The organism is Pseudoalteromonas luteoviolacea DSM 6061 (assembly GCF_001625655.1).
Classification (GTDB): Bacteria; Pseudomonadota; Gammaproteobacteria; order Enterobacterales; family Alteromonadaceae; genus Pseudoalteromonas; species Pseudoalteromonas luteoviolacea.
Genome location: NZ_AUYB01000121.1, coordinates 19,245 through 36,585, shown reverse-complemented (window position 1 = coordinate 36,585; position 17,341 = coordinate 19,245). Strand labels below are relative to the sequence as shown.

15 protein-coding genes are annotated in these 17,341 nt (G+C 42.3%); 10 read left to right on the top strand and 5 right to left on the bottom strand.

The genetic code is table 11. The features are described 5' to 3' along the window. Positions 1 to 5 precede the first annotated feature (5 nt). From N475_RS17375 to N475_RS17350, 6 genes are all read left to right on the top strand, one after another. A complete protein-coding gene (locus tag N475_RS17375; protein ID WP_063365678.1) occupies positions 6 to 836 on the top strand; it encodes an ABC transporter ATP-binding protein in 831 nt (276 codons plus the stop codon). A 23-nt stretch (positions 837 to 859) separates the two neighbouring features. Next, complete coding sequence (locus tag N475_RS17370) at positions 860 to 1,735, top strand: ABC transporter ATP-binding protein (protein WP_063365677.1); 876 nt, start codon at positions 860 to 862, stop codon at positions 1,733 to 1,735. 9 nt (positions 1,736 to 1,744) lie between these two features. Further along, a complete protein-coding gene (locus tag N475_RS17365; protein ID WP_063365676.1) occupies positions 1,745 to 5,359 on the top strand; it encodes a gluzincin family metallopeptidase in 3,615 nt (1,204 codons plus the stop codon). Positions 5,360 to 5,631: 272 nt separating this feature from the next. Continuing rightward, the gene (locus N475_RS17360; RefSeq protein ID WP_063357408.1) at positions 5,632 to 7,782 is read left to right on the top strand and encodes a TonB-dependent receptor; all 2,151 of its coding nucleotides are present in this window, start codon (positions 5,632 to 5,634) and stop codon (positions 7,780 to 7,782) included. A 98-nt stretch (positions 7,783 to 7,880) separates the two neighbouring features. Further along, positions 7,881 to 9,017, top strand: coding sequence for a saccharopine dehydrogenase NADP-binding domain-containing protein (locus N475_RS17355; protein ID WP_063365675.1), 1,137 nt, complete (start codon positions 7,881 to 7,883; stop codon positions 9,015 to 9,017). Further along, positions 9,014 to 10,891: a hypothetical protein gene (locus tag N475_RS17350; protein ID WP_063365674.1), complete on the top strand. Its 1,878-nt coding sequence runs from the start codon at positions 9,014 to 9,016 to the stop codon at positions 10,889 to 10,891. The genes N475_RS17355 and N475_RS17350 overlap by 4 nt, the downstream gene beginning before the upstream one ends. A gap of 75 nt (positions 10,892 to 10,966) precedes the next feature. On the opposite strand, the gene N475_RS17345 is transcribed toward N475_RS17350, so the two are convergent. From N475_RS17345 to N475_RS17330, 4 genes are all read right to left on the bottom strand, one after another. After that, complete coding sequence (locus N475_RS17345) at positions 10,967 to 11,878, bottom strand: helix-turn-helix transcriptional regulator (protein WP_063365673.1); 912 nt, start codon at positions 11,876 to 11,878, stop codon at positions 10,967 to 10,969. 549 nt (positions 11,879 to 12,427) lie between these two features. After that, the gene (locus tag N475_RS17340; RefSeq protein WP_063357404.1) at positions 12,428 to 12,868 is read right to left on the bottom strand and encodes a hypothetical protein; all 441 of its coding nucleotides are present in this window, start codon (positions 12,866 to 12,868) and stop codon (positions 12,428 to 12,430) included. Positions 12,869 to 12,912: 44 nt separating this feature from the next. Then, positions 12,913 to 13,155, bottom strand: a complete 243-nt coding sequence (locus N475_RS17335) for a hypothetical protein (protein ID WP_063357403.1) — start codon at positions 13,153 to 13,155, stop codon at positions 12,913 to 12,915. Between the two features lie 97 nt (positions 13,156 to 13,252). After that, on the bottom strand, positions 13,253 to 13,750 hold the full coding sequence (locus N475_RS17330; RefSeq protein WP_063365672.1) for a hypothetical protein: 498 nt from the start codon (positions 13,748 to 13,750) through the stop codon (positions 13,253 to 13,255). Positions 13,751 to 13,860: 110 nt separating this feature from the next. Here N475_RS17330 and N475_RS17325 point away from each other — a divergent pair, with 110 nt between their 5' ends. From N475_RS17325 to N475_RS17310, 4 genes are all read left to right on the top strand, one after another. After that, positions 13,861 to 14,160 (top strand): helix-turn-helix domain-containing protein, encoded by a 300-nt coding sequence (locus N475_RS17325; RefSeq protein WP_081215946.1) that lies wholly within the window; start codon positions 13,861 to 13,863, stop codon positions 14,158 to 14,160. Between the two features lie 211 nt (positions 14,161 to 14,371). Continuing rightward, complete coding sequence (locus N475_RS17320; protein WP_142046696.1) at positions 14,372 to 15,004, top strand: hypothetical protein; 633 nt, start codon at positions 14,372 to 14,374, stop codon at positions 15,002 to 15,004. A 248-nt stretch (positions 15,005 to 15,252) separates the two neighbouring features. Further along, complete coding sequence (locus N475_RS17315; protein ID WP_063365671.1) at positions 15,253 to 16,050, top strand: tetratricopeptide repeat protein; 798 nt, start codon at positions 15,253 to 15,255, stop codon at positions 16,048 to 16,050. Between the two features lie 119 nt (positions 16,051 to 16,169). Beyond that, positions 16,170 to 16,769 carry a DUF998 domain-containing protein gene (locus N475_RS17310; RefSeq protein WP_063357399.1) on the top strand — a complete coding sequence of 200 codons (600 nt, stop codon included), beginning with the start codon at positions 16,170 to 16,172 and terminating at the stop codon, positions 16,767 to 16,769. A gap of 42 nt (positions 16,770 to 16,811) precedes the next feature. Here N475_RS17310 and N475_RS17305 read toward each other — a convergent pair whose 3' ends face one another. Further along, positions 16,812 to 17,306, bottom strand: coding sequence for a pyridoxamine 5'-phosphate oxidase family protein (locus N475_RS17305; protein WP_063365670.1), 495 nt, complete (start codon positions 17,304 to 17,306; stop codon positions 16,812 to 16,814). Between the last annotated feature and the right edge of the window lie 35 nt (positions 17,307 to 17,341).

The window sequence follows — 17,341 nt, the reverse complement described above, 5'->3', positions numbered from 1 at the left end:
TCGTCATGTTAAACGCAGATCAAATCGCCTTACATTATCAACACAAACCCGTGCTCCAAGACCTATCGGTTTCAATTGCACGCCATCAGATCACCGCGATTGTCGGACCAAATGGCAGTGGCAAGTCCACCCTACTCAAACTGCTTGGTGGGCTTATTCAGCCTAGTGAGGGCACTATTTCATTGGCTCGAAAGCCATTACATAAATGGCGACCCAAAGAACTTGCAAAAAAGCTGGCATTACTAGGACAAAATCCGCAAGCCCCAGGTGGCATGCTGGTCAGGCAGCTAGTTGGACATGGTCGATTTCCCTACTTAGGTCTGTTCAATACCTTATCGCAGCATGATCAACATGCAATTGCATGGGCATTGAAAAAGACACAATTGGAAGAGTTGCAACACAAACCACTGCAACATTTATCAGGAGGAGAGCGACAAAGGGCTTGGTTGGCAATGGCTTTAGCACAACAGTCGGAGATCCTCCTCTTGGATGAGCCAACCACTTACCTCGACTTAGGTCATCAGTTTCAACTTTTAGATTTACTTAAGCAGTTGCAAGTCCATGAGCACAAAACCATTGTGATGGTGCTGCATGATATTAACCAAGCAAGCCAATTCAGTGACCGTATCATCGCTCTTAAAAATGGCTCAATAGTAGCAGACGGCACACCACAGCAAGTCGTCACTGAGCAAATCATTAAACAACTGTTCAATATAGATGTTTCTGTCGTGCCACAACGCTACGGTAAGGTCATTAAACCATTGTGTTTGCCGCTTGAAACTCAAAACCAATTAACCTCAAACTCAGCGCTGCCACTGCGCAGCGCGGCAATCTAAAATCAACAACAGAAGCTAGTGAGATGGAATTAGAAATTCACGATGTATCAAAAACATATGCAAACGGTGTACAGGCACTTAAAGCGGTTAATTTAACGATAGGAAAGGGTATGTTTGGTTTACTCGGTCCCAATGGAGCGGGCAAAAGCAGTATTATGCGCACCATTGCTACATTGCAAACGCCCGACAGCGGCGAAATACGCTTTGACGGACAAAACATCTTTGCCAACCCAACGGAGTTTCGACGTCAGTTGGGTTATTTGCCGCAAGATTTTGGCGTTTACGCCAATGCATCAGCTACTGATATGTTGGATTATTTTGCCCGCTTAAAAGGCATTCGAAATGCCAAAGAGCGTAAAAATAGAATCGATGAGTTATTAGATCTAGTAAACCTCACAGAGCACTGTCATAAAGCAGTGGACACCTATTCAGGTGGAATGCGTCAGCGCTTTGGCATTGCTCAAGTTTTATTGACCAACCCTAAGGTCATCATTGTTGATGAGCCAACCGCGGGGCTAGATCCAGCCGAACGTAATCGCTTCTACAGTATTTTGCACCAACTCACTGACAGCGCCATCGTGATCCTCTCAACACATATTGTCGGCGATGTAACTAACTTGTGTGGCGACATGGGGATCCTCAACCGAGGAGCAATACTTGCACGTGGCAAACCTGATGAGCTGGTCGCTTCTATTGAGCGACAAATTTGGCACAAATCAGTATCTCGTGATGAATTGAGGCAACTTAGGTTAGCTCACAAAGTGATTTCAACACGCATTGTTAAAGGCGAAATTCAAGCCACCATTCAAAGCGACACTGCCCCTGCTACAAACTTTACTCAAAGCGCTGCGGACCTTGAAGACTTTTACTTCAGCTATGTCCCTGAGCTCGCAGTTTAAGGAGCGCGTATGTTTGTAACTAGTTTTTTATTTGAGCTTAAATATCGATTGCGCTCATTAGCCACATGGGGTTGCTTGATAGCCATGATTATTATGGGCTATAGAGAGATGCTAGGCGGTGAGTGGGACGCACTGATGCAAAGTGGCAGAGTTGCGCGCAATTCGCCTTACGCTATCTACTACCTATTTATGTACTATACGTTTTGGGCTGCAACCGTGGGCAGCGCACTCGTGATCCCTACGCTTTTGAGAGATCTAAACTCTAAAACCGCAGATTATTTATATAGCTTTGATATCAACAGCAAGCATTACTTTTTAGGTAAGTACTTGGCATGCTTGGTCATCGTGCTGCTGGTAATGAGCTCAGTTGCAATCGCAATGGTCACTTTACCGGTGGTATCCAACCTCTTTGGGCTCTACCCTAATAGCGACTTTATTGCTACCTCGTGGCCGCATATTTTACACGCAATGTTACTTTGGGTGCTGCCAGCTTGTGTCGTTTACACCGCAATACCTTTTGCACTCACGGCACTAACAGGCCGCGCTACACCAGCCTATGCAGCAATGATGATGGCAGTCGGATCATTTGTCATGATCACTGCTTTATTTGGTGATGGAGCACCACAAGCACCCTGGCTGCAAATTATGGACCCACTTGGTAAAGTGACGGTAGAAGGACAAATATTTTACTGGACAGCCGAGCAGAGAATGGTTCAGTTCTTGAGTTTAGACGGCGCTTTACTTTACAACCGTCTGCTTTATTTAGCGCTAGCACTTACACTACTTGCAATTGCTTGGTGGCGCTTTGATCTGGCAAAATTCAGAACTAGCAACAGCCAAACATCCTCGGCAAAACCTGCAGCTAAAGCGCAACAGCCAACACATAGATCAAGGCAAATTAACACATCGCCACTTACATTGATGACCAAAAATGCAGTCACCTATTGGGTCAAATTCAGCGCTCACGCAGGATATTTGCAAGCTCGACAAATCATTACAAACAAAGCATTTTTCTTTTCAATGTTCACCTTAACTTTGATGTTAATTATTGCTGGCTTGAGCTATCGCTTACCTGGGATTGAGGGCAGCTCAGCCATCTTGCCAAAGACCTATACGCTTCTACCAGTATTAATTTACCCGAGTTTAATTTTTACTATGCTGGCTGCTGCTTTTTTCGTTGTTGATCAATGTCACAAAGACCACCAGCTCAATACAGCTCAACTGGTCGCTGTTTGTCCCGCACCAGATTGGCACGCCCCGTTGAGTCATATCATCAGCGCAGTCATTGTGGCGATTGTCCTGATGTTGGTACCAGTATCGGGATTAGTGGGGGCACAATTAATACAAGGCTATATCGACCCTGACTGGCAGAGTTTGCTTCATCTGAGCTTTATTGTATTACTGCCATTAATGCTCGCTTATGTCTTCATTGCTATCATCAGTTATGGCCTATTGCAGTCAAAAGTTGCAGCCCAAGTACTCGCAGTGATGTTGTGCATTTCCCCTGCCATATTCAATGAAACCAACGCAGTAGAAAACTTTATGTATTTGTGGGCATGGCCATCTATTGCGCAGCTCTCTGAACTTGCATCTACAGAGCAGTTTATACTCAGAGATCTCAACCTGATGCTCTATTGGCTCAGCTTTTACAGCGTACTGTTGGTATTGGTCAGCTGGCTTTGGCCTCGGGGTATGATTGCACCTTTCAAAGAAAGACTGATGTCACTTCCGCAAAAAGTCGCGCCGTGCTCACTTGCCATAATGCTATTGGCAGGCACTGTCTTTATCTTTCAAGCAAAATCTGTTCATCAAGATATGATTATCGATGGCCAATTTGAAACTCAATCCGACGGCTATATTGCGCAAGTTGATTATGAAAGCCGATACCGTCAATTTAATACCCAACCAAAGCCTAAGATTAGCCATGCGGAGATTGCGATATCGCTTTACCCAGACAAGCGCGCTGTACAATACATTGCTAATTTGACACTCACTAACCCCTATAAACAAGCTATCGAACAACTGTTCATCAATACCAATGATTTTACTGAGATTGAACAAGTTAGTACTTTTGGAAGTACCCTTTCTTCAGTCACGACTGACCACACACATCACGTCTCGTTGTGGGATTTGAATTCTCCTCTCGCTTTTGGACACCGTCGCCAGCTCAGTATTGAAGCTTCAGTTCGGTATCAAGGCTACAGCAATCGCGCAACCAACTACCTTGGCAAAATAACAAATCACGCCAGCTACATAGATGCCGATTTTTGGCCCACATTAGGATTTGAAAAAGATAAGATTATCAAAGATAACGCGCTGCGAGATAAATTTAAACTCGCTCCGTTAGCGCCAGACTTTTTTAGTCAATCTGATACATCTGATGTATATCAACATAATGATGCTGACTTAATAACTTATACACTGAAAATCGAAGCGCCCAGCGATCAAGTCGTCGTCGCTCCTGGGGAGCTAGTTGGTCAACAATCCTTAGATAAGCGTCAAACTTATGAGTACGAGATAACCACACCCAGTCATTGGAAACCTGCCATTGTGAGTGCTGCTTATCAAACTCGTCAATCCGTTTGGACAAGCCCTAACACAGGGCAAAAAATACCCATCGAACTGTTTTACTTTAACGCAGACGAAATCATCATAGAAACGATGCTTAAGCGCGCAAAACACGCTCTTGAGCATGGCGAGTCAGTGTTTGGGACATACCCTTACAACAGCCTAAAAATTGCCGCATTGCCACAGGGCATGGGGGAGCAATCAGTCAGTGCAAATCTAGTGCTTATCCCTGAAATGGCAGCTTGGCAACACAACTATCGCCAGTTGCCTAGTATTGATTGGCTTGCGTACACCGTGCATCGCGCCGTTGCACAAGTTTGGTGGCAAAACATCGCGATAGCCAACACCACAGGATACCCTTTGCTATCACAAGGGATCCCTACTTGGTTTGCACTAACTAAATCAGGGCTCAGCGGCGAGGCAAGGCAGCAATTACTTGCCACCATAACCGATGATTATTTGCTTGCGCGAACTAAAGAGTCTGCAGAAGAGAAAAGTGCACTCACTCTAACTCATCAACCCTATGCCAACAGCAAATCTCAACTTGCTGTTTATGCTGCATCGCAGCTGATTGGTGAAGATAAGTTTAACCAAGTAATTGAGGATGTGGTGCTTAGTTATCATGCACAAAAGGGAATGCAATTTGTCTCAGCTCTGCACTTGTATCGCAACCTATCACAAGCTGTGAGCCACCCTAAGCATAAAAAACAGCTGTATGCGCTCTATCAACAGGTGGTGTTGCATGACTTTACAATCCATAACCTACAGATAGAGCAACTCAATGATAATCACTACAGTCTTGTTGCAGATCTAAAGGCTGTCAGCATTGAGCAACAACATGGCGAGGCTTTAAGAGTGCCCTATACTGGGGCTGCCTCGGTAACGATGTACTTTGAACAAACAGGAGACTTTGAAAGCCATGCTCAAGAAGTCTATTTCAATCAAGGCCAAGCGAAATTGAGAATGTACTTACCTCAGCCTCCTAGCAAGCTCTTTCTTAACGAGAACGGCGCGTTTGTTGATATTGCATACAGCGACAATGTAAGACAACTGTAAACCCCCATTACAAATGATTAAGACGTGCTATGTGTGCGTCCTAATCATTTTGTGCTTGGAAAAACCCTCCTAAAAAAACCCGCTTAGAGGGGGTAATGACCGCTTTCGGGTAGTGACGAAAGACCCTTACTCACACAATAACGGGCAATAAAAACAGGGCCCGCCACATGGCTATAAGCCAAAAGAAACAAGTGCAATAACACGTTTCTGACACAGCAAAAAATCAGTGCCCAACTACTCTACTACTCGTTGTTATTAGGAGCTCACTTAATATGTCTCGTTACCAGCTGACACCTGCTGCCAAATCTGGTCATACCCTTTCAAAACTCAGCAGTCACGTTTCGCGTGCAGTATTGGCACTTAGTCTAAGCACTACGGCTTGTTCAGTTTATGCTGATGAGCAAACTGAACAAATTGATTTAGAGCGTATTGAGGTCACCTCAGAAAAACGTACAGCCAATATCATGGAAGTGGCGTCCAGCGTAACCGCTATTTTTGGACAAGAACTGGCAGATTCGGAGGTATATTCCATCACCGAATTGGGACACGAAATTCCGAGTCTACATGTTTATAGTTGGGGTGGTCGAAGAGATAGCAACGTGTTCATTCGTGGTATCGGCCCCGGGTTATTTACCGAGCCAACCATTGGTTTTTACGTCGATGGCGTCAATTATAGCAGTAACAGTATTTTCGATTTAGACCTTGTGGATATCGAACGAGTTGAAGTATTGCGAGGTCCTCAAGGTACATTGTATGGAGGTAACTCTCTTGCTGGTGTCATTAATATCATCACCAAACAGCCTGATGAAGTTCAGGAGTTTAAAGGGACATTCTCAGCAGATAATCTCGGCTCAAAAAGAGTTCGGTTGGGAGTTAATACGCCAATTAACGATGACGACTTATTTCTTGGCGTGTCACTATCAGCTCACAACTCCGATGGTCATATTGAAAACACTTATCTCAATAAAGACTTTGGTGCACGGGATGATATCAGTGCGAGAACCAAGCTGAGGTGGATCGCGTCGGACACCCTTGAAGCCAATTTCGTAGTGGACTATGAGCGTTTCCGTGGCGATTCATACGCCATGGGTTTAATCGAAAAAATCAAAGCAAACCCAGATCAGGTAGAACATGACTTTGAAGGAGTCGATGACCGTGATGCTTTAGGTGCCTCAATCACGCTTGATTATGCTGGAGATAATGTAGATTTTATTTCGATTACAAGCTGGCGTGACTGGGATAACTTTAACACCGCCGACCAAGACACTGGCCATGACGCAGGTTACCAATTCCACAGTAACTCCACTGAAAAGTTTGACCAACTTTCCCATGAAATGCGTTGGAGCTCTAAAAATACCGAGGACTATCATTGGCTAGTTGGTATCTATGCCTATCAAGCTAATACTCATAATACCACCAGAAATGATTTAAACTTTGCAGCGATGTACCCGGGGAGCGGCCCTATGGTTGACCGCTCAATCACCATTAAAGACGACCAAGCTTGGGCGGCTTTTGGACAGGTCGACTATGCAATCACCGATGATATTACAGTGATTGCGGGACTGCGTTATCACAAAGAGCAACGGGAAGCTGATATCACCATTAACTCCCAGTCCACAGGCGTAACAGCGCAATATGATGGTGAGAAAGAGTTCAGTGAGGTACTGCCGAAACTGGCACTGTCATATCAAACAGGTAATGATGACTTAATTTATGCGTCGTGGAGTAAAGGCTATCGCGCTGGCGGCTTTGACACTCTGTATCCAAACCTAAGTAAACCAAGCTTTGAGCCTGAATACAGTAACAACTACGAAATCGCCTACAAGGCATTAGCGCTGGATAACCAACTGAGCTTCTCGGTGACGGCTTTCTATATATCTTTGGACGATCAACAAGTACAGCAAATGCTGGAAAATACCACAGTCATTACTGACAATGCGGGTAAAAGTGCAAGTCGCGGGGTTGAATTTGAATCGCGCTATCAGCCACACCCAGATTGGACAGTTGGTTTTTCGAGTAGCTATGTAGATGCCACTTATAGCGAATATAAAAGCTTAAATTTCGCAACTGGTGTAGTAGAAGATTACTCCGACAATCGCCTGCCAAACACGCCAAAGTTCAGCGCAAACTTATCAGTTAGCAATCGCACAGAGCTCAACAGTGACTACACCCTATTTACACAGCTCGAAAATATTTATATGGGTGAGCACTACTTTGATGCAGGCAACCAAATGAAACAATCCGCTTTCCACCTATTAAATGCCAAAGTAGGCCTTGAAACCGAAAATTGGTATGCGCATCTATGGGTGAAAAACGCACTCGATGAATATTATTCAAAAGTTGAATTTAACTTTGGATTTGGTGTAACGGCAGAAGCTGGAAATCCAAGAACCATTGGCCTCACTGTAGGCACCAATTTCTAAACCAGTAAGGAGTGAAAAGTGGCGCACACAAACCTAGCGCCACTTTTACTTTATATAAACAATATCAATGCGTTGATACGCTTAATAAGGGAGTTACCATGCAAGCTCAATCCGTGTTATTGCTCGGTGGTACAGGTCAAGTAGGCTTAAAAGCAGCAGAGTACTTGCTCCAGCATACCGAAGCAGCGCTCATATTCGCCTCACGCAGAAAAGCCTCATTGCCCAGTACAATTTTGCAATACCAAGACAGAATAAGCACTATTCAATTGGACGCCCAAGATACCAATGACCTAAAAGCCCGCCTCATAGGAGTTGATCTAGTGGTCGCATGTGTTGGTCCTTCTGGCATTATCGGTGATCAGATAGTTTTGGCCTGTAAAGAGTTAAACGTTCCAATTATTGACGCAGGTGGCTACGACCCCGTTTATTCGTCTCTCCATGAGCATGAAAAACATCGCAAAAGCAACGTACCTCTTATCATCAATGTCGGATTACTACCGGGCTTATCTGGAGTATTCCCAGCACACCTTATACAGCAATGTAGTAATGGAAAAGCCGTTAAGTCTTTGGAGGTACAATATGTTGGCCGAGATGCTTGGAGTTATAACTCAGCATGGGACATCATTCACGGATTGGGAGACTTTGGCCACGAACGCGGTTTTTGCTACTTAAAAAACCAACAAATTGTATCTGAAAAGTTTTCTAAAGCTGGCACCAAAGCAAACTTCCCAGCCCCTATAGGTACGGTATCAACCATGTTGATTTATGCCGAAGAAATTGTCCAACTAGCCAATGAACATGGCATTAAAACAGCAAAAGTTTATGGTGCCAACTTAGGCCCACGCGCTATGTTTGTCTGCATGGTTGCAAAGATTTTCAAGATGTATAAAAACCATAAAAGTATCGCTCGTGCGGCGCGATGGTTATGTAAGGCCTCGGCTAAAGATATGCGCAAGCTCGATCCTGTGTATGGCGTTGATGCTCAAATTGAATGTGAAGACGGCAGCATACAACGTGGTCAAATCATTTTAGAAGACACCTATCAGGCAACAGGTTTTATTATTGGTATCGCCGCTAAGCAATTCTTAAACAATCAAATTACCAAAATAGGCCCAATGATGCTGCATGAAGCTGTTGATGCCAGTGGCTTTATTAAAGATCTTGAACAGGCCGGTGTAGTGGCTGGTCTTTCTCTCTCTAAATCAGAAAAAACTGCCGAGCAGGAGGCCGCATGAGTAAAAAAATCATCGTCTTAGGAGGTACCGGGGAGTCTGGTAGACGCATTATCAGTTTACTCAGTGCTCGTCACTGTGATTTAAAAATAAGCTGTGCAGCTCGGCGGGCACCAAAAGCAGGAGTGCTGCCTGAGCACATTGACTATGTACCTTTTGATATAAATGACCAAGACAAAAGTATTGAAACGCTTAAGCAATTTGATCTCGCCGTGATTGCCTTAGGCCCTATGGACAAATTTGCCTTGAAAGCACATCAATTATGCTTGAATGCCGATCTTGATGCCATTGACATCAATGACAGTCTACATGCAGCAGATCAAGTGCTTAACCTTAATACTGAGGCTCAGTCAAAACAACGCTTGTTGTTGACTGGCATGGGTTTCTCCCCAGGTATTTCAACATTGTTGCTCACCGAGCTTGCTCATAAAAAGGCTTCTGCAATAGGCCATTACCAGTGCCGTTTATATATGGGAGCGGCGTACGGTGGCGGTGAGACCAGCCCGCAAGCAATTTTGGCTAGCTTTACCAATCAATTATCGTGCTGGCGAGAAGGCACTCGGCAACAGATTGATACACCTTGGCAAGACGAGCAACACCAGTTTGCTTTCCCTGCCCTGAAAAAGCCAGCCGATTTGATCCCATTCGCAACACCAGAAGTCGCGGGGCTTGGCAAGGAATATGTTGCTGAAGATATAGATATAAAGCATCTAGATAGTCGCTATCATATTCAACACTTAACGCTTGGATTTGCGAAGTTTATGAGTAAATACCGTCTGGGTGAACGCAAGAATGCATTTTTCTCCAATATGTTCTTCAACAATGGACAAAAGCTCAAAACCAAAAAAGACTCTGATCCCGATACCTGTTTATGGGTATACCCAGATAATAACCCACAATCTGGGTTGATATTGCATGGGGTCATTTCTTCCTACGAGTTAACAGCCAAAATGGCGTGTGTTGCGGTAGAGTGTTGGCTAAACAAGTGCTTTTCTGACAACTATGGTGTCAAAGCTGTAGAACACCTGCCTTATGCAATCCGTCAACAACTGTTGCAGACACTCGCACTCTATGGTGTGACGGCAAAGCCTGCAAACACACAAAGCATTCACCAAGCAGATCAAGAGTTTGGTTGGGTGGATAGTGTTTCTTCAGACATCAATAGTCTTAGAAATTTGGGCTTAAACTGGTATACAGTCACCAAACAACACCCCAAAATGGCTAAAAGACAGCAGGAATATCTTTATAAGTCAGAGATTTGGCGCGCACTAAAAGAAGCTACCAGCACTTTCAGCTTCACCAAATTTGTCATTTCTACACTATTGGCCTGGAGCAAAGATGGCAAGCGTTTACAGCACTGGCGGGACAAACATCAGGACGAAAATAGCGAAATTTGGCAGTCTATTACTAAAGACATGAGTATGTTTACCTCTGGCTATGGTAATGCGAGGAAAGTGCTAGGTAAGGACAAAGCCTATCAGTTATATCGTGAGATGTTTTTGGAAACCGGAAAAATGGAAATGCGCTGGTTATGGCCAAATCCGGAATCCTTTAATATGTTCGACCAAAAAGAAGATGCGATTTTAGAATATTGGCTAACTTGGTTAAGAAACTACGCCAAACTTGGTTTATTCACGCTTAAAGAGTCACAAGATGGACCACAGTCAACTTTAATATCTATCTCTAATTGTGCCTATGCGGCAATGTTTAAAGAACTTGATTGTCCAGAACTTGTCAATATGGTGAGAGAGATGGAACAAGAGGCGCTAACCTTTTTAGCCAGTCAAAGTAATTTGGACATCACTTGGAATATCAAGAATGACGGCGCAGCAGAGATTACTCTGAATAAAGCCCCCAAGCTTCAGGCTGTCAGCTAAATACAAAGTCGTAATAATGAGTCATGCGTTGCGGGTCAACCCCGCTGGCATGGCTTAGATGTGAGGAGGATGAATTTAATTGCCAACGATGGTGGGCGCCAAATTTAACCGAGCCTCTTTTGGCAACACACCAAACTGCTTTCTAAATGCCACACTAAAATGGCTCACATTGCTATAACCGAGAGAAATGGCTGTTTCAGTGACATTATTGTCTTTTAATAAATTCATTGCTTTGTGCATTCGTTCTTCTTGAAAACAACCATAAACTGTATTGTTAAATAGCGCCTTGAACCCTTTTTTCAGCTTACACTGATTTAACCCCACCGCTTTAGCTACATCTGATATTGTCGGTGGGTTGCTGAGATCAGACAGCAAAAAATCTCTTGCTGCGATAAGTTGCTTTTTTTCTCTCAGCGGAATTTGGTTGCCGGAATCAACTGATTTTAGGGCCGTTAGATGCCAATATAAGTAATCCAGAGTCGCAGAGTGTAATAAAAGTGGTTTGGCTTCTTGCTCTTTAATTAATTTATAAATGCGGCTTGCGCATGCGCTAACCTTGCGGCTAGGACCGCTTTGCTTCACAAAGAATGACATGCTCTTGCCAAGGTCAATGCCGCTTAGTTCCTCACCTGCAAGCTCAGTTAGTACTTCTGGTTTGATCATAATTTCTAAGTTACTAAAATCATTACTGTGATATGCGCAAAAATTCTCACCACCAGAAAAACCAATATTGAAATCGCCGCACCCACATTGCAAAAGCTTATTACCGACTGTGGCTTCAAATTTCCCTGACAGGACACTGTTTAAATGAATGTACTGATCATCACCAGGAAATACATGCTTGGTATCGGCTGCACCCATTTCTCGCGCTGTAGATAAGCTAACAGAAAGACCTGGCATCAACTGTACAAAGTTATGCCCAACCGAGCTGTCGATTTGCTGCTGTTTATCCGCTGTGTTTATTTCAATGTCACTGCAAAAAGTCATTTTTAAACCTTATCTATCCTTCGCCGTATCACCCTGACATTTCTGTAATTAACACCTCCTCACCTTTAAAAAAGGCCCGCGAGATTATTTATATTACCTAGAACCACTACATGCGATACTATATCACAACACTCATGCCAATGATAATAATTTTCATTTACACAAAGTGTACAATAATTACCCATATGAATGACACCCCTTCCTGTGCTTTATTGGTAAATATTTACGTGTATATTATTCATCACACTGCAACTTTGGAGTCAGACACTGATCGATTTTATATTTAATACAATATAATTGATACATTATAACATCATATAATTTCAACTGCTTCAAGACGAATTTATGTCAAATTAAGATTAATTGTGGAATAAATTAAAAAGCTGACAAAAACGCAATTATACAATCAGAATAATGGCTTATATTGGTGACAATTTTTGAATGGGATTAAAAATTACCGTTTTGATGGAGAAGATGTGTAACCCTCCCCATTATATGACTGACAAGAACTAAGTGCTAAATGTCAGATATGACCAGATCAACTTAGCTTTAACTTACATTTCTACTGGTACCAAATACGTACCCCAGTAAAGCTGTCAAAGTTGGAAACAGCACATTGAGCAATATTAGCTGCAAGGTATCAAACCAAAATGCTCTAAACTCACTGCGTTGCTGAGCAATCTCAGAAAACAGGTTGACCGTCTTGTCTGCATCAAAACTCGCCAATTTAACTTCCTGCATCGACATAAAGAATTGGTATTCACCCCAGATGAAAATTCCCAATATGACCAACAAAAAGCCGATTAAAATGCAAATAATGCCCCAAGTCAGATTTACGCCAGCTTTTTCCTTACCTGTTAAAGGCTCTGAAACTGGTGCTTCTTGTGGTGTTGCATCAAGTGCTGATGCCAAGTCTATATCTTGCCAAGGCTCACTGGCTGCGCTTTGCATTGCTTCTGTAGGTGTGCTGTCCTGTGCACGCAACGACATGGTGTTCTACTCTTTTTCCTATTGTTATTGTGAAATGGTATTTTTTAAATATTTGGTTTGGAGATGTTATTGAGCTCAGGCATGACAAGTCTGTGTATATCTTTGCCTTGCTTGTTGGCAGACAAAATTGTTCTATCATGTATTACTTCATCCGAAGCCCAATCCAACAAAGTTAAGGCTACTTTCGTTAAGTCACTGGATTTTTTTAACCCTAAACGACTTTGTAGTGCTGCTAAATAATCCGCATCAACCGAAAATCTCACCTCTGTTTTCTTTGCATCCGCCATACCATCTCCAAAAAATATCCAAGTTTTATCCAATTGTAATGGAGATTTATGGGACGTGCAATTGAAAGTACTAGATTGATGACGAATTTTGAACAAATTAAGACAACGGGTCCAAGGCGGCAGACTTAACCAGAGCTTTAATCGAAGAGTCAACGCCATTAAGCGCATCTATCAATTGATCAGCAACACCAAAATCAGACTGGACACGGCTTTGGGCTTCATTAACCTCAATGCCATAAAGCAGTTCATTCCAACTCATCAAAAAACCACTATTACATTTGTTTCCTATTCCCTTAAGCGCAATGCATACCAATACAACGCCGTGCTCATGGATCTTATTCATCGCCCAAGCACAAAGTGTGGGATGTACCTGCTGAGATAACTCATTAATCCGGCGAATTTCATACTCTCCAATTTGCGCATAAATAACCCATACCGGAGGGCGCTTATTATAAAGAGTTTGATACTTTAAGACTGGGTAGCCAACAGAAGCTGGCATAGATACAAAGTGTGATTCTACTTGATTTTGCAAGCGCTGCTCGATGTTTAGCTTAAACTTAATTGTCAGCTTTATATCATGTTCAATCCTTGTCATTTAATCTCCCTCCATATATAGTATTTACATGCGTTAATATTTTTATAATAAATGCTTAAACATCAAAAAATCTTTAGATTAGTAAACATTTTGACTTTTAGGGAAAGACATTGAATAAAATTGTTAGGCAACATGATGAGCAAAACTTAAGTGATTTGAAAGTGATGCGACTTGCTGCAAACAAGACTCAGAAGGAAATGGCAAAAGTACTGGGTACCAGTGAGGCAACAATAATCAATTATGAAAATGGCGTCAGTGATATTAAATACAAAGACTATTTAAAATGGTCTCTAGCATGTCGCTTTGACCTCAGCGCAATAGAAGAGCAGTTGCAAACATTGCGCACCATTGTGATTGAAAATAACCTACACCGATATCGCAAGGTAAATAAACTCAAGCACCAAAAATAGTACGTGTACAGAGTTTTGGGTATTTCAAACCCAAGAAGTCAACAACTAATGCAAGTACAAGGAGTAACTTATGGATCGCTCATTAAAGATGACTGTGCTGTCAAAAAACATCTGCCAGCAAGTGTCAGCAGGCTACAAAACTAAACGACCAACGTCTAAACCTCGTCAACCTCCCCTCCCTGACTCCAAGGGTTAGTAGAGTTAATTTGTTATGAGCATACTACGTATTGCTTGCGCGACTTGTTTGGTGCTCACCCTAATTTTTATGTACACCTATGACTGGATGTTTATGTCATTTGCCACTATCACCTCTTGTTGCTGTGTGTTGTTCTTCAAAAAAGATAATATCAATGTCGTATCAATAACAGCGCTGGTTTTGGCAATGTCATTGGTGGAGTTTTTTGCTTTTAGCTATCTTATCCCTCTCGAATCAGAAACGTTACCTATGATCTGGCTGGGCTCTATTGTCTACGGCGTACAGCTGATTTTATTTGCAATTACCTGCTTACTGCTCCTTATGCGAATACGCTTGCTCAAGCTGCTTTTTCATCGATACCGAGGTGTGGCTCCAACCTATGCCGAGGGACTGATTGCTTTATCTCTATTTTTATCAAGTATTTTGATGGGACTTATGTTTTTAGAAAATGTACTCAGAAATGCTGTTGATTTAGGTTTTAAAGGAGAGTTTTTTGGTTCCCTAACCAAGCTCACATTGATATATGATAGCTATGAGATATTGGCGTACGCATTTCGTTCAATTACCTGTGCATTTTTAGTCTCAATGCTCTTTGTGGTTGAAATCGACACCTCCAAACTTGTAGAGCCAGTTAAATCAAACCAGTAAGCTTTGACCTTTAAATGGGTTGCTATCTGTAGAGAGTAGCTTTGCTCAATCATCTTATTTAATTATATTTGATTACATTTTTTGAGTACGAATATGAATATTCTCATTACTCACGAATTATTCCGCTAAATGAAATAATTTTAATGACAAGCCGGTGTGTATTTGAGAGAATCCGCAGCCTTTATAAATGACAAATTAGTCAGTATTCACTTACACCAAAGTAATACAAAAGTAGAACTTCTTACAAGATGCGTTTTCTCTTAATCACCTTTTTCTTATTATTTTCTGTTTTAACTGTCACTACATTTAAAACGCAAGCCAGTGCTGCATATTCCCCGCAAGTACACCGTCTTCATATTGGAGATATCTTTTCATTTCAGGATGGGGAGGCTTGGCAAACGATAAAAATACTCGATATTCAAACTGAGGCACAAACTCAAACCACTGTACATGTCTTAATTTATCAACTGAGCGAGTCTAAACCGACACTACATGCCCTGCGTACCCAGCCGATTTTAACTTACCATACGCCCGTTTCACAGACTTTGTTCTCTTCTAAATGGTTCTATATTGGCAATACAACACCTCAAAAATCAGAGCTAAAATCATATATCAAATATCTCAAAAACAACGATTTTAAAAAATATGCTGAAGTCACCAATCAAAAAGTTGATGATCTTATATTCAGAGCGAATACCCTCTATACAAAGGGGTATGCTTTAAGTCAGGCAGCTCAATATCAGCAGGCAATCGCCGCGTATGAACAAGCCATCAGCGTCTTTCCGCTATATTATGAAGCCATCGATAAAATAGGCTTTGCATATATGGATATGGGAGAGTTCGAAAAAGCCATAAAGTACTTCGATCGTTCGTTAGAAGTTTACCCAAAAGGCACAACCGCACTGTATTACAAGGGAATGAGCTATATTAATTTAGAAGATCTAGAAAATGCTTTAGCGACATTTAAACAAGGTATGGAAAAATTCCCAGAGCAAAAAGAAACATTCGAAGAAATGTATCAATCACTTAGCAAGCTGACTCTTTAGCCATGAGAAGACACAATTCATAGCTTCGACCAACAACCGACAAGTTCAAAGTTCCAGCGATTTACGGTAAGATTAGGATGGTTGTAAAACCATCACCAAGTCGTCAAAGGAGCAGGGAATTGTTTGAAAGTATTAGCATTTTAAGTGGGTTAATCGCCTTTATCTGGATCACCGTTGGGGTAATTGTAGCCGCAAAATTCTACCCCAATTACAATCATAATGAGCAGTTTTGTAGTGAACTCGGTGCAGTAGGTAGCCCGACGCAAAAACTCTCCCCTATGATCAATAACTATCCGCTAGGAGCCCTGTTTTGCTTGTTTGGTTGGGCAATATTTCAGCACTCAGATAGCAGCGTCTTGCTGGCAACAACAGGGTGGCTCGTCATACTTCACGGTATAGGAACATGGGTCGCAGGGATGTTTCCAATGGATAAAGACCCCTACACTCGCTCCCCTTCACTCTCTTGCCAAATCCATTCTTGGGCCGGTTTCATCATGCTGCTATCGCTTTTAATCGCACCCATTTTAGTCGCGTTTAGTTCATTACCAGCCGCATTTCGAGCTTTTTCATTAGTTAGTGTCATTGTGGCTGTCTACTACTTGGTAAAAATGGCTCAAGCAGTAAAGCTGCAAAAGCATGTAGGTCGATATCAACGCCTCTCATATTGGGCTAAGTTATTATGGTTGGCTGGGCTTTCACTATTACTGTGGAATGCTTAATAATTAAATTAAGTGGGCCTTTTCGCCCACTTGTAAACAGTACTAACTACGAGAAAGAGTTTGAGTCATACGCCCAACCCGAATGGGTTCAACCCTATCAAAATGCAACTCTCGAATCATTTCCATATTTTGCCACAACAATTTGTAACCCCGAGTGAAGCGCAGACGTCGGACTCTTTTATGCCAACGTGCTTTTTCGGTTTCAGTGGCTTTTCTAAGTACTCCCGCAGTGCCGTAGAGTCGAATGGCTGGATAAGTACCAAACTCACCTCGACATAACGATTTTATCCAATACCAAGGACTTGAATTGACTGCTAGAACACAAATTCTCTCATGTTCTTTTAGATTGCGCGGAAGCTGTTGAGTAAATTTTTCAAAATAGTATCCTTGCCCTACATTACCCAATATTACCGAGCCAATTGGAGTTAAATGAGGCTCCCCCTGTTCAGAAATACTCGCAATTGAATAATGAAATGAAGAGCGAAAAGCTTGTTTAAATAGCTGTTTAATTTGCGGCCAATCAGTTTCAATGTCCATTTTTGTTCCTAATTTTGAGCGCTTCTCTCTATTTT